We start from the raw sequence: 12,509 nt of genomic DNA, 5'->3' as shown, positions 1-12,509 counted from the left end.
GGGAGTGTCAACTGTCGGTTGACAGTTCCTGGCGCTGTGACCCGCCGAGTTGTCCACAGGCTGTGGACGGTCTGCGTCCGCTGTCGGTGGCCCGTGGCACGATCGACGGGTGACCAGCACTGCCAGCACCGTCGAACGGGCCTTCCGCGCCGCCCTGTACGAGGACAACGACGCCGGACTCGACACGGGTGCCTCCCTGCTCGCCGCCGACCCCGCGGCGGACACCGAACTCACGCGCCGGGGCGAGGAGTTCGTGGCGGCCGCCTGGCGGCGCGGCTGGCAGCCCGCCGATGTCGTACGACTCGTGCGGCGCGAGCTGGAGGAGGTCCACCTGGCGCTCGTGTCGGCGCTGATCCGGGCGCAGTCCGGGCAGGACCGCGCCCGCGGGCGCCGCTGGGCCGCCCAGTTGGAGGCCCTCCCGGAGTCCACCGCGCGAGCGGGCGACCGCTTCTCGCACGCCACCGCGACGCTGGAGCTGTACCGCCTGCTGCTGCGCCTGCCCGCCATGGAGATCCTGGAGGAGCCCCGCCGTGATCCGGGGCCCGGCGCCTCCCGCATGCTCAGCCGCATCCGCGCGTTGCTCGCCAAGGCCGAGGCCACCGGCTACCCCGAGGAGGCGGAGGCGCTCTCGGCCAAGGCGCAGGAGCTGATGGCCCGGCACAGCGTCGACGAGGCGCTGCTGGCCGCCGAGGCCCCCGCGCCGGACGCGCCCGGCGCCTGCCGTATCGGCGTGGAGCCGCCGTACGAGCAGGCCAAGGCGGTGCTGCTGGACGCGGTGGCCACCGCCAACCGCTGCCGTGCGGTGTGGAACGAGGCGCTCTGCTTCTCCACGGTCGTCGGTTTCGAGGCGGACCTGGAGGCGGTCGAACTGCTCCACACCTCGCTGCTCGTGCAGGCCACCCATGCGATGACCAAGGCCGAGGCGGCGCAGCGCGCCGGCGGCCGCAAGCGCACCAAGACGTTCCGGCAGTCGTTCCTCGCGGCCTACGCGCACCGTGTCGGCGACCGCCTCGCGGCCGTGGCCGGAACCCAGGTGACCCAGGACCTGCTGCCGGTCCTCGCCACCCGCGAGATGGCCGTGACCGACCGGCTCGGACACATGTTCCCCGAGACCACCACGACCCGGCTGCGCGGGGTGAGCGACGCGGCGGGCTGGACGGAGGGCGCGCGGGCGGCGGACCAGGCCCAGGTCAGGGCCCGCCCCCGGCTCGGCTGACCCTCAGGGCCCGGCCCGCCGCACCGCGCGGACGTCAGTCCCCGACCTGCTGGAAGGCGCTGACAGAGGCGTCCGGGGTGCCGGTGGAGCCCTTGGTCGCGACGGGCCCGTAGGACCACGGGAAGCTCCGGGCGGAGGTCGTGCCGGGCAGGCTGATCTTCACCGACTTCGCCACCAGTCCGGCCTTGCCGCCCGCGCCGCCGCGGACGTAGGTGATGGTGAAGGTCGCCGAGTCGCCCTTGGCGAGCTTCAGCTTCTGTGCCTTCGCCCCCTCCTGCACGGGCAGCTTCACCTCGCCGCCGCCGGTGCTCAGCGTGGCGCCGGGGAAGTGGTCCAGGGTGCAGGGCGTGCTCTGGTTGGTGATGCTGACGGGCACCTCGCCGGTGTCACCGGCGGCCGGGGCCACGCTCGCCGAGCCGATCTGCACCGCGACCCCGCCGATCTCGCAGGCGGAGCCGCTCTTGCCGTTCTTGCCTCCACCGCCGTCGTCACAGGCGGTCAGCAGAAGGGCGGCGGCGAGGGCGGTGACGGTGAGCGGAATGGCGCGCATGAGCAGGTCCCATCGAGGTCGTGACGGTCTTCTCGCATCATGGCGCCTGCGCCGGGGGTCCGCTCACGCACCCCACCGAATTCACCGCTTCAGGTTGGTCGGCATCCCGGAGGGCAGCTTGCCGCCCTCGGCCTTGGTGTAGGTCTCCTCGCCGAGCTTGCCGGACCAGGTCACCTTCAGGGTGTTCTCGCTCGCCGGTTCGACCATGCCGCTGACCCGGTCCTTGCTGCCGTTGGTGCAGTCGAGATGGATCATCCGCATGCCCGACTCGGTGCCGGCGGTGCCGGCGCACGTGGCTCCGCCCGTCGCGAAGAGCCCGGCCTTCTTGCCGGTGATCACCAGGGCCACGATCGTCCCCTTGGTGGTGGTGACCCAGCTGCCCTGGAGCTCGTCGGAAGCGCCCGTGACCGTGCCCGTGGAGCCGCTGCCGGACTCCGCCCCGGCCGTCGGTGCCGGGGCAGGTGAGGAGTCGTCCTCGGCGCCGCCCCCGCCGCACGCGGTCAGCGCGAGCGCGCCCACCAGCCCCGCCGCCGCGGCCGCCGTCCGCACCCTTGCAGTCGCCGTAGTCACGTCAAGCTCCCAAGCTGTAGCGAACCGGACCGCCCCGGGGCCGTCGTCCCGCTCGGGACGGCACCCCCGAACCGGAGGGACCGCAGCAAGTTACCAGCCGTTACCCCGAACACTTCCGGACGCCGTGCGGGAAATTCCGGACGCCGTGCGGGAAATCCCCCCATGGCTGCTCACCCGGTACGGGTAGGGAATATCCTACGGTTGACGCGTAGGGAGTTGCCTACCTATTCTCAGCGCATGACCATCACACACGCCTCCTTCGTCACCCTCCCCGTCTCCGACCAGGACCGCGCCCTGCGCTTCTACCGCGACGTCCTCGGCATGGAGGTCACCGCCGACCGGCGGTTGCCCCAGGGCCGCTGGCTCCAGGTGGCCCCCGAGGGCGCGCAGACCGTCTTCACGCTCTCCGGGCCGGGGATGGGCGGTTTCACGCCCGGCTCCGCGCACGGGATCATGTTGGTCACGACCGACGTCGACGCGGACTGCGCCAGGCTCGCCGCTGCCGGAACCCCGGTGCAGGGGCCGGACGAGCTCCCCTGGGGGCGCATGGCCTCCTTCGCGGACCCCGACGGCAACGGCCTGATGCTGCTCACGGAGAAGGAAGGCTTCTGACGCCCCATGAACCGGACCGCCCGATGAATCCGGCCGCCCCGTGACCGGGACGGGTACCGCCGCCGAGGACCGTGTCTTCGCCGCGCTCGCCAACGCCACCCGCCGCGAGGTGCTGCGGCTGCTGCGCGAGCGCGGTCCGCAGGCCGTGCAGGCCCTGGCCGAGCACTTCGACATGCGCCGTCCGAGCCTGTCCGAGCACCTCAAGGTGCTCCGGGACGCCGGCCTCGTCTCCGAGCAGCGCTCCGGCCGGCAGCGCATCTACCGCCTGGAGGCGGCGCCGCTCGCCGAGGTGCAGGACTGGCTCCATCCGTACGAGCGGTTCTGGCGCGACCGCCTTAAGGGCCTCGGCGATCTGCTCGACCGCATGCCCGACGATGAACACCCATGAGCACCGCACCGCCCGGTGACGCCGACGACCTCACCACCGTCCGCGTCGACCAGTTCTTCCCACATCCGCCCGCCAAGGTCTGGCGTGCCCTGACCGAACCCGAGCTGCTGGCCCGCTGGCAGATGCCCGGCGCCGAGGACTTCCGGCTCGAGGTCGGTCACCGGTACCGGATGACCTCGGTCCCGCGCCCCGCCACCCGCTTCTCCGGTGTCGTCGAAGTGCGCGTCCTCGCCTACGTCCCCGAGCGGATGCTGGCCCTCCGCTGGGCCGACGCGGATCCCGCCGGTCCCACGGACTGGACCATCACGTGGACCCTGGAACAGGAAGGGCGCGGCACGCGTCTGTTCCTAGTGCACGAGGGATTCGATCCGGACGACCCGGCGCAGATGATGGCGCGGAAGATCATGAACGGGGGCTGGAGAGGGCATGTGCTGCCGTCTCTCGGACGGATGCTGGAACGGCTCCGGTAAAGCGGACGTCAAAGCTGTAATCGCGGCAACACGCCCCGTGCACGTGCATCTGCTCATGCAACTGCACATGAACGCAGCTATGATCCGGATCAGTTGACCAAGACATCCATGGCCACATCAGCCAAGTGCACCACCGGGGAGCGACCTGTGGACCGCGACGTTGACGGCGTGTACGGAAGGTACGACGTGTACAACGGCATGGCTGCCACGCAGCTGGACGGAGTGGCCTGGCAGAAGAGCAGGCACAGCAACTCGCAGGGCTCCTGCGTAGAGTTCGCCCGCCTGCCCGGCGGTGATGTGGCGGTGCGCAACTCGCGTTTCCCGGACGGGCCCGCGCTCGTCTACACGCGCGCGGAGATCGAGGCGATGCTCCTCGGGATCAAGGACGGCGAGTTCGACCACCTCATAGCCGGCTGAAACGACTCAGCGCCCCAGGGGGCGGCAGCGACCCGGTGTACGCGCGTAGACACCGGGCGTGACTCGGCCCCGTGGCATGTCAGTCGGCCGGCCGGAGCCGGAACAGCGCCCAGACGACCTTGCCGTCGAGCGTGCCGGCGAGCGGATGCCAGCCCCAGCCGTCGGCGAAGGAGTCGACCAGGAACAGCCCCCGGCCGGACTCGGCCGAGAAGTCGTCCGAATCGCGCGGCGCCGGCGTCTCGTCGCTGGGGTCGCGCACCGCGCACACCAGCCGCTCGGTCCAGCGCAGCAGGTGCAGGCGGACGGCGGGCGGCTGCGGCGAGGGGCCGGCGTCGGCCGGACCGGACGGCGCGGACCGCCGGGCCTCGCCGGACGGACGCTGGTGGGGGATGGGCAGGCCGTGCCGCAGGGCGTTGGTGACGAGTTCCGAGACGACGAGACATATGTCGTCGAAACGGTCGCCCACGTCCCACTGGTCCAGGGTGCGGCGGGTGAAGCGCCGGGCCTCGCCCACCGCCTCGTAACGGGCCGGCAGGGCGCAGGAGGCGGCATCGGAGACGGCTGCGGGGTCCAACGGCGGAAGGCCCTGCCGTAACGGCTTGAGCATGGTCGATCCATTCGTCCCCATGCGAGGCACTCCCGGGAATTCGCGGTCGTAGCGATGCAGCGGTGGCGCGGCACCATGGTTTCGGATGGGACAGGCAGATGCAAGGGCAGATGCACGTGCACGTGACCGAAATGATCTGGCCCGTACCGCTTCTTGGCCATTTTTTCTGCCACATTGGACCATGCGACTGTCAGAGGTACGTACCTCTGCCTGGGGAAAACGGCCGACCTCTTTCCGTTTCCGTAACCGGACGAGTACTGCTCGAAGTGTTTTAGTGGCAGACTGCGGCTCCTGAAGACGGTTGGGGAGGCTGGCGAACGTGAGCGCGGGAGAGCCCGGATCGGTGGTGCGGCGCATGCTGCTCGGCTCGCAACTCAGGCGGCTGCGTGAAGCACGGGGGATCACGCGCGAGGCGGCGGGTTACTCGATCCGCGCGTCCGAGTCGAAGATCAGCCGGATGGAGTTGGGCCGGGTGAGCTTCAAGACCAGGGACGTCGAGGATCTGCTGACGCTGTACGGCATCAGTGACGAGGCGGAGCGCGAGTCCCTGCTCTCCCTCGCCCGGGAGGCCAACGTGGCGGGCTGGTGGCACAGTTACACCGACGTACTGCCGAGCTGGTTCCCCACCTACGTGGGCCTGGAGGGTGCCGCCTCGCTGATCCGGGTGTACGAGGTGCAGTTCGTGCACGGCCTGCTGCAGACCGAGGAGTATGCCCGCGCGGTGGTCCGGCGCGGCATGAAGGGCGCGAGCCCGGCCGACGTGGAGCGGCGGGTCGCGCTGCGCCTGGAGCGGCAGAAGCACCTGCTCGCGGACAACGCCCCCGAGCTCCACATCGTCCTGGACGAGGCCGCCCTGCGCCGCCCGTACGGCGACCGTGACGTGATGCGCGGCCAGCTCCAGCACCTGATCGACATCTCCGGGCGCCCCAACGTCCGGCTCCAGGTGATGCCGTTCGGCTTCGGCGGGCACTCCGGCGAGAGCGGCGCCTTCACCATCCTCAGCTTCCCCGACGCGGACCTGTCCGACGTGGTCTACCTGGAGCAGCTGACCAGCGCCCTGTACCTGGACAAGCGCGAGGACGTCGCCCAGTACGAGCAGGCGCTCAAGGAGCTCCAGCAGGACAGTCCGGGCCCGGACGAGAGCCGGGATCTTCTCCGGGGTCTCCTTCAACTCTCTTGAGACACAAGTACGATGACGCGTGATCAGACCGTGACGTGGCTCCTGTGTCTGCTACCGATTGAGGGATCACATGCCGTCCTACTTCAGCGACCTGGCCCAGCAGTACATCGACGGTGAGTGGCGCCCGGGCACCGGTTCCTGGGACGTCATCGACTTCAACCCGTACGACGACGAGAAGCTGGCCTCGATCACCGTGGCGACCGTCGACGAGGTCGACCAGGCCTACCGCAGTGCCGCCCGCGCCCAGAAGCAGTGGGCCGCGACCAACCCCTACGCCCGCCGTGCGGTGTTCGAGCGGGCGCTGCGGCTGATCGAGGACCGCGAGCAGGAGATAGCCGACCTGATCGTCACGGAGCTGGGCGGCACGCGCGTGAAGGCCGGCTTCGAGCTGCACCTCGCCAAGGAGTTCCTGCGCGAGGCGGTCCACCTGGCGCTGCGCCCGGAGGGCCGGATCCTGCCCTCCCCGGCCGACGGCAAGGAGAACCGTGTCTACCGGGTGCCGGTGGGCGTGGTGGGCGTGATCAGCCCGTTCAACTTCCCGTTCCTGCTGTCGATCAAGTCCGTGGCCCCGGCCCTCGCGCTCGGCAACGGCGTGGTGCTCAAGCCGCACCAGAACACCCCGATCGCGGGCGGCACCCTGGTGGCGAAGATCTTCGAGGACGCGGGGCTGCCGGGCGGCCTGCTCAATGTCGTCGTCACCGACATAGCCGAGATCGGCGACGCCTTCATCGAGCACCCGGTCCCCAAGGTCATCTCCTTCACCGGCTCCGACAAGGTCGGCCGGCACGTCGCCACCGTCTGCGCCTCCCACTTCAAGCGCGCGGTGCTCGAGCTGGGCGGCAACAGCGCGCTGGTGGTCCTGGACGACGCCGACATCGATTACGCGGTGGACGCGGCCGTCTTCAGCCGCTACGTGCACCAGGGCCAGGTCTGCATGGCGGCGAACCGGGTCCTGGTGGACCGCTCGGTGGCCGAGGAGTTCACCGAGAAGTTCGTCGCCAAGGTCCGGACGCTGAAGGTCGGCGACCCGCGCGACCCGCAGACCGTCATCGGCCCGATGATCAACTCCCAGCAGGCGAGCGCCGTCTCGGGCGCCGTGGAACAGGCGCTCGCCGAGGGCGCCACCGCCCTCGTGCACGGCACCACCACCGGCAACCTGGTCGAGCCCAGCGTCCTCACCGACGTCCCCGCCGGCTCCGCCCTGCTCCAGCAGGAGATCTTCGGCCCGGTCGTCTTCCTGGTCCCCTTCGACGGCGAGGAGGAGGCGGTCCGGATCGTCAACGACACCCCTTACGGTCTCAGCGGCGCCGTCCACACGGGCGACATCGAGCGCGGTGTCGCGTTCGCCAAGCGGATCGACACCGGCATGTTCCACGTGAACGACGGCACCGTGCACGACGAGCCGCTGGTGCCGTTCGGCGGCGAGAAGCACTCCGGCCTCGGCCGGCTGAACGGCGAGACGACCGTCGACGCCTTCACCACGGTCAAGTGGATCTCGGTGCAGCACGGCCGCAGCGGCTTCCCCTTCTAGCGGGCAACCGGAACATCACGCGCGTGCCGGGCCCTTGCGGACAGAAGCTGACCGCAAGGGCCCGTAGTTTCGTCGGTGTCAGGCAAGAGGACCCGATGAAAGGCGGCCGGTCATGGTCACACACGTGGCGGCGGAGACGCAGGGCGACGAGCGCGGGGCGCTGCTCGCGTTCCTGGAGGAGCAGCGAGGCGGCATCCGTCGGGCCCTGCTGGGGCTGACCGAGGAGCAGGCCCGCTCCCGTCCGAGCGCCAGCGAGCTGTCCCTCGGCGGGCTGCTCAAGCATGTCGCCGAGGTCGAGCAGAGCTGGCTGGCCCGGGCCCGGCAGGAGCCGCCGGCGGTCCACCGCGACCAGTCGAACTGGGACGAGTGCTTCCGGCTCACCGACGACGAGACGGTGGCCGGGCAGCTCGCGTACTGGGAGAAGGTCGCCGGCGAGACGGAGGAGTACATCCGTTCCGCGCCCAGCCTGGACGACACCTTCCCGCTGCCGCCCGACCCCTGGTTCCCGCCGGAGGGCCGTGTCTCCCTGCGCTGGCTGTGCCTGCACCTGATCCGCGAGACCGCCCGGCACGCCGGCCACGCCGACATCATCCGGGAGTCCCTGGACGGGAAGACCGCCTTCGAGCTGGTGGCCCTGGAACAGCGGGGCTGAGCCGCGGCCATAACCTGGACGGCATGTCAGCGATCCGTCTCCTCGTGCTGGGTGCGGTCCGCCAGCACGGGCGGGCCCACGGCTACCAGGTCCGGAGCGACCTGGAGTACTGGGGCGCGCACGAGTGGTCCAACGCCAAGCCGGGCTCGATCTACCACGCCCTGAAGCAGATGGCGAAGCAGGGGCTGCTGCGCGCGCACGAGATCGCGCCGTCCACCGCGGGCGGTCCGCCGCGCACCGAGTACGAGATCACGGACCCGGGCGAGACGGAGTTCTTCCGGCTGTTGCGCGAGTCCCTGGTCTCCTACGACCAGAAGATGGACATCCAGTCCGCCGCCATCGGCTTCCTGGTCGAGCTGGAGCGGGCCGATGCGCTGGACCTGCTCCGGGAGCGGATCCGGCGCATCGGTCAGTGGCGTTCCGCGGTCACCGGGAACTACATCCCCGAGGACGGCCCCGGACAGCTCGGACACATCGGCGAGATCATGAATCTCTGGCTGCACACGGCCGACTCCGACGCCGCCTGGACCCAGGGGCTCATCGCCCGCCTGGAGGCCGGCGCGTACACCTTCGCGGGGGAGGGCGAGCCGTTCGTGGGCGTCCTCACCGAGGGCCAGGACAACCCGTACGCCACGGGGGAGCGGCACCCGGGGGACGACCTCTGACCCGGCACGACCCCTGGTCCGGTACGGCCCTTGCGGACACGCCCTAGTGATGGAAGCCGGTGGCCGCGTCCCGGTCCTTGGTGAGGGGATGCGGCTGCCGGCGCAGTTCCGGCAGCAGCCGGGCCAGGTCGTCCACGAACAGGTCGGCCAGGTCGTGGGAGAAGCCGTTGCGGCACACGACCCGCAGCACCGCCAGGTCCTCGCGGTTCGGCGGGAAGGTGTAGGCGGGCAGCAGCCAGCCGTGCTCGCGCATCCGCCGGGAGACGTCGAAGACGTCGTAGGGCAGGCCGCCCTGGGTGGTGAAGGCGAACACCGGCAGCTCGTCCCCGCGCGTCAGCAGCCGGAAGTCGCCGAGCGCCTCGATCTTCCCGGCGAGCGAACGCGCCACGTCCCGCGTGGTCTGCTGCACCGCCCGGTAGCCCGCACGGCCCAGCCGCAGGAACGAGTAGTACTGCGCGACGACCTGGGCGCCGGGGCGGGAGAAGTTCAGAGCGAACGTCGGCATGTCGCCGCCCAGGTAGTTGACCCGGAAGACCAGCTCCTCGGGCAGCGCCTCCTTGTCCCGCCACAGCGCCCAGCCGACGCCCGGGTAGACCAGGCCGTACTTGTGCCCCGAGGTGTTGATCGACGCCACCCGCGGCAGCCGGAAGTCCCACACCAGGTCCTCGTCGAGGAACGGCGCGATCATCGCCCCGGAGGCGCCGTCCACGTGCACCGGGATGTCCAGCCCGGCGCGTTCCTGGAGGGCGTCCAGGGCCGCGCACAGCTCCGCGATCGGCTCGTACGACCCGTCGAAGGTGGAGCCGAGGATGCCGACGACACCGATGGTGTTCTCGTCGCACAGCTCGGCCGCCGCGTTGGGGTCCAGGTGGTACCGGTCGCCCTCCATGGGCACCAGCCGGGCCTCCACCTCCCAGAAGTTGCAGAACTTCTCCCAGCAGACCTGGACGTTGACGCCCATGACCAGGTTCGGGCGTGCTCCCGGATAGCGGTCGGCGTTGCGCTGCGTCCAGCGGCGCTTGAGCGCCATCCCGGCCAGCATGCAGGCCTCGCTGGAACCCGTGGTCGAACAGCCCACGGCGGCCGACGGGTCCGGGGCGTTCCACAGGTCGGCCAGCATCGCCACGCACCGCCGCTCCAGCTCGGCCGTGCGCGGGTACTCGTCCTTGTCGATCATGTTCTTGTCCCGGCACTCACCCATCAGCACCCCGGCCTGCGGCTCCATCCAGGTGGTGACGAAGGTGGCCAGGTTGAGCCGCGAGTTGCCGTCCAGCATCAGCTCGTCGTGCACCAGCTGGTACGCCGTGGACGGCGGCAGCGGGGTGTCGGGGAGCCGGTGCTTGGGCGGGGCCTCGGTCATTCCGCCGACCGGATTGGCCTCACCGTAGAACGGGTTGACCGACATCAGGCGCTCTTCGTGCTTCTCCGGACCTTTGTGCAGGGCCATGACGTGCCTCCAGACAGGCGGATGGGGTCAGCGGACGGAGGTGCCGTCAGCGCGCAGCTGCATCTGCGGCCGCCCGGTCACCAGCAGCCAGGCCGGCAGTGAGGCGATGCAGAGCAGGGCGATGATGGCGGGGGAGGCCACCAGGACGGCGGCCGTGAACAGGCTCACCCAGCCCTGCCGGGTGATCGCCAGCAGCATGCCCAGCACGCTCGCGGACACGCCCAGCGCGGCGGGCACGGCCGGGACGAGCGCGTGGGCGCACAGACCGAGCGCGGAGCCCGCGAAGACGGCGGGGAAGATCCGGCCGCCCCGGAAGCCGCAGGAGGCGGCGACCAGCAGCGCCGCCAGCTTCACCACGGCCATGGTGGCGAACTGCCCGGCCGTCCAGCCCGTCGGGTCATGTGCCAGCTCACCCACCTCCGACAGCCCCTTGAAGAGGGTCAGACGGCCGCCCACGGCGGCCAGGGCGCCGAGCACGAGACCGCCCGCCGGAAGCATCAGCATCGGGTGCCGCAACCGCTGGAAGGCCGCGTGGACATAGGGAAAGGCGCGTACGGCGCACATGCCGAGCAGGGCGGCCACCGAGGCGATCACCAGGGCCGCCAGCAGGTCCGTCCAGCGCGGCCGGCCCAGCGGTGGCAGGCCCAGGTCGAAGGCCGGGCTGTACAGCAGCGAGGTGGTCAGCGCCCCGACCGCCGCCGCGGTCAGCGGCGCGAACAGGTTGTCCCACAGCAGACCCCTGACCGGCCGCCCGGCCAGCGCCTCGGAGATCACCAGGGCCGCCGCCACCGGGGTGCCGAAGAGCGCGCCGATCGTGGCCGCCTCCGCCAGCATCGGCCACAGGGCCCCTGGCATCCGGGACAGCAGGCGCCCGCCGAGCCAGGCCGCCAGGCCGACGTTCACGGCGATGATCGGGTTCTCCGGGCCCAGGCTCGGCCCGCCCGCCAGCATCAGCCCCGTCGCCAGCACCAGGCCGGGCAGCACCAGGGGCGGCAGCACCGGCGCGTCCAGACCGGTCGTCGCCGGATCCGGCCCGGCGTGGCCCGGTACCTTCCAGACCACCAGCCCGACGGCGAGGCCGGTGGCCACCAGCATGACGAACATCCAGAACACCGAGTAGGGGCCCACGCCGAGCGCGTCCGGCAGCGGCCCCCACAGCACGTGCTGCAGTTGCTCCGCGCCCAGGCTCAGGCCGACGTACACGAGGCTCGCGGCCACGCCGACGGCGACAGCGGGCAGGATCAACGGCAGCAGGGCCCGCGCCGGGCTCGCCGGCCGGGTGGAGCGGGCCTGCTGTCCGGTGTCCTGGGTCACGTCGTCACGATAAGCGGACACACCGCCGCCAACATCCGGAGCGCGTCCGGCTTGCACCTCACGTGGCGTGAGGCCTCAGCGTGGTGCCCGTACCGACGACAAGGAGCGGAAAGTGAGCTACTCCGTGGGACAGGTCGCGGGGTTCGCCGGAATCACGGTGCGCACCCTGCACCACTACGACGAGATCGGCCTGCTCGTGCCCAGCGAGCGCACCCACGCCGGCCACCGGCGCTACAACGACACCGACCTCGACCGGCTCCAGCAGATCCTGTTCCACCGGGAACTCGGCTTCCCGCTCGACGAGGTCGCGGCCCTGCTCGACGACCCGGACGCGGACCCGCGCGCGCACCTGCGCCGCCAGCACGAGCTGCTGACCGCCCGGATCGAGAAGCTGCAGAAGATGGCCGCGGCCGTGGAGCACGCCATGGAGGCACGCACGATGGGCATCAACCTCACCCCCGAGGAGCGGTTCGAGGTCTTCGGGGACAACGACCCCGAGCGGTACGCCGAGGAGACCGAGCGGCGCTGGGGCGGCACCGAGGCCTACGCCGAGTCGCAGCGCCGGGCCGCCCGTTACACCAAGGACGACTGGCGGCGCATGCAGGCCGAGACCGACGGCTGGACCGCGCGCTACGTCGCCCTGATGGCCGCCGGCGGGCAGCCGGCCGACGAGGCGGCCATGGACCTGGCCGAGGAGCACCGCCGGCACATCGGCAAGTGGTTCTACGAGTGCCCGCACCCCATGCACCGCTGCCTGGGCGCGATGTACGTCGCCGACGAGCGCTTCAAGGCGTTCTACGACTCCGTCCGGCCCGGCCTCGCCGACCACCTCAGCGAGGCGATCGCCGCCAACGCCGACCGCCGCACGGCGTGATCCGCCGGCCCGGGGG

15 protein-coding genes are annotated in these 12,509 nt (G+C 71.1%); 10 read left to right on the top strand and 5 right to left on the bottom strand.

Annotated features, from left to right (window positions below):
* The first annotated feature begins 109 nt into the window (after positions 1-109).
* Entirely contained in the window at positions 110-1,216 is a 1,107-nt protein-coding gene (locus AB0924_RS00390; RefSeq protein ID WP_366910299.1) for a DUF2786 domain-containing protein, read from the top strand.
* A gap of 34 nt (positions 1,217-1,250) precedes the next feature.
* Here AB0924_RS00390 and AB0924_RS00385 read toward each other — a convergent pair whose 3' ends face one another.
* Both AB0924_RS00385 and AB0924_RS00380 read right to left on the bottom strand, forming a co-directional pair.
* Positions 1,251-1,766, bottom strand: coding sequence for a DUF4232 domain-containing protein (locus AB0924_RS00385; protein ID WP_358937513.1), 516 nt, complete (start codon positions 1,764-1,766; stop codon positions 1,251-1,253).
* A gap of 81 nt (positions 1,767-1,847) precedes the next feature.
* On the bottom strand, positions 1,848-2,336 hold the full coding sequence (locus AB0924_RS00380) for a hypothetical protein (protein ID WP_358937515.1): 489 nt from the start codon (positions 2,334-2,336) through the stop codon (positions 1,848-1,850).
* 237 nt (positions 2,337-2,573) lie between these two features.
* On the opposite strand from AB0924_RS00380, the gene AB0924_RS00375 reads away from it, so the two are divergent.
* From AB0924_RS00375 to AB0924_RS00360, 4 genes are all read left to right on the top strand, one after another.
* Positions 2,574-2,948 (top strand): VOC family protein, encoded by a 375-nt coding sequence (locus tag AB0924_RS00375; RefSeq protein ID WP_358937517.1) that lies wholly within the window; start codon positions 2,574-2,576, stop codon positions 2,946-2,948.
* Between the two features lie 40 nt (positions 2,949-2,988).
* Positions 2,989-3,336: a metalloregulator ArsR/SmtB family transcription factor gene (locus AB0924_RS00370; protein ID WP_358937519.1), complete on the top strand. Its 348-nt coding sequence runs from the start codon at positions 2,989-2,991 to the stop codon at positions 3,334-3,336.
* The gene (locus AB0924_RS00365; RefSeq protein WP_366910298.1) at positions 3,333-3,806 is read left to right on the top strand and encodes an SRPBCC domain-containing protein; all 474 of its coding nucleotides are present in this window, start codon (positions 3,333-3,335) and stop codon (positions 3,804-3,806) included. The genes AB0924_RS00370 and AB0924_RS00365 overlap by 4 nt, the downstream gene beginning before the upstream one ends.
* A gap of 198 nt (positions 3,807-4,004) precedes the next feature.
* Positions 4,005-4,223, top strand: coding sequence for a DUF397 domain-containing protein (locus AB0924_RS00360; RefSeq protein ID WP_051105974.1), 219 nt, complete (start codon positions 4,005-4,007; stop codon positions 4,221-4,223).
* A 79-nt stretch (positions 4,224-4,302) separates the two neighbouring features.
* Here the strand turns inward: AB0924_RS00360 and AB0924_RS00355 are convergent, their stop codons facing one another.
* Complete coding sequence (locus AB0924_RS00355; protein ID WP_358937523.1) at positions 4,303-4,851, bottom strand: ATP-binding protein; 549 nt, start codon at positions 4,849-4,851, stop codon at positions 4,303-4,305.
* Positions 4,852-5,185: 334 nt separating this feature from the next.
* Here AB0924_RS00355 and AB0924_RS00350 point away from each other — a divergent pair, with 334 nt between their 5' ends.
* From AB0924_RS00350 to AB0924_RS00335, 4 genes are all read left to right on the top strand, one after another.
* Positions 5,186-6,010, top strand: coding sequence for a helix-turn-helix transcriptional regulator (locus AB0924_RS00350; RefSeq protein WP_358937657.1), 825 nt, complete (start codon positions 5,186-5,188; stop codon positions 6,008-6,010).
* A gap of 70 nt (positions 6,011-6,080) precedes the next feature.
* A complete protein-coding gene (locus AB0924_RS00345; RefSeq protein ID WP_366910297.1) occupies positions 6,081-7,541 on the top strand; it encodes an aldehyde dehydrogenase family protein in 1,461 nt (486 codons plus the stop codon).
* Positions 7,542-7,653: 112 nt separating this feature from the next.
* Entirely contained in the window at positions 7,654-8,193 is a 540-nt protein-coding gene (locus AB0924_RS00340; protein ID WP_358937527.1) for a DinB family protein, read from the top strand.
* Between the two features lie 23 nt (positions 8,194-8,216).
* Positions 8,217-8,858: a PadR family transcriptional regulator gene (locus AB0924_RS00335; protein ID WP_358937529.1), complete on the top strand. Its 642-nt coding sequence runs from the start codon at positions 8,217-8,219 to the stop codon at positions 8,856-8,858.
* A 43-nt stretch (positions 8,859-8,901) separates the two neighbouring features.
* Here AB0924_RS00335 and AB0924_RS00330 read toward each other — a convergent pair whose 3' ends face one another.
* Both AB0924_RS00330 and AB0924_RS00325 read right to left on the bottom strand, forming a co-directional pair.
* Entirely contained in the window at positions 8,902-10,305 is a 1,404-nt protein-coding gene (locus AB0924_RS00330) for a glutamate decarboxylase (RefSeq protein ID WP_358937531.1), read from the bottom strand.
* Positions 10,306-10,332: 27 nt separating this feature from the next.
* Positions 10,333-11,619 (bottom strand): ion channel protein, encoded by a 1,287-nt coding sequence (locus tag AB0924_RS00325; protein WP_366910296.1) that lies wholly within the window; start codon positions 11,617-11,619, stop codon positions 10,333-10,335.
* 112 nt (positions 11,620-11,731) lie between these two features.
* On the opposite strand from AB0924_RS00325, the gene AB0924_RS00320 reads away from it, so the two are divergent.
* Complete coding sequence (locus AB0924_RS00320; RefSeq protein WP_366910295.1) at positions 11,732-12,493, top strand: MerR family transcriptional regulator; 762 nt, start codon at positions 11,732-11,734, stop codon at positions 12,491-12,493.
* The last annotated feature ends 16 nt before the right edge of the window (positions 12,494-12,509 follow it).

The organism is Streptomyces sp. NPDC047869 (assembly GCF_040704065.1).
Taxonomy (GTDB): domain Bacteria; phylum Actinomycetota; class Actinomycetes; order Streptomycetales; family Streptomycetaceae; genus Streptomyces.
This window is presented reverse-complemented; position numbering and strand designations above follow the sequence as displayed.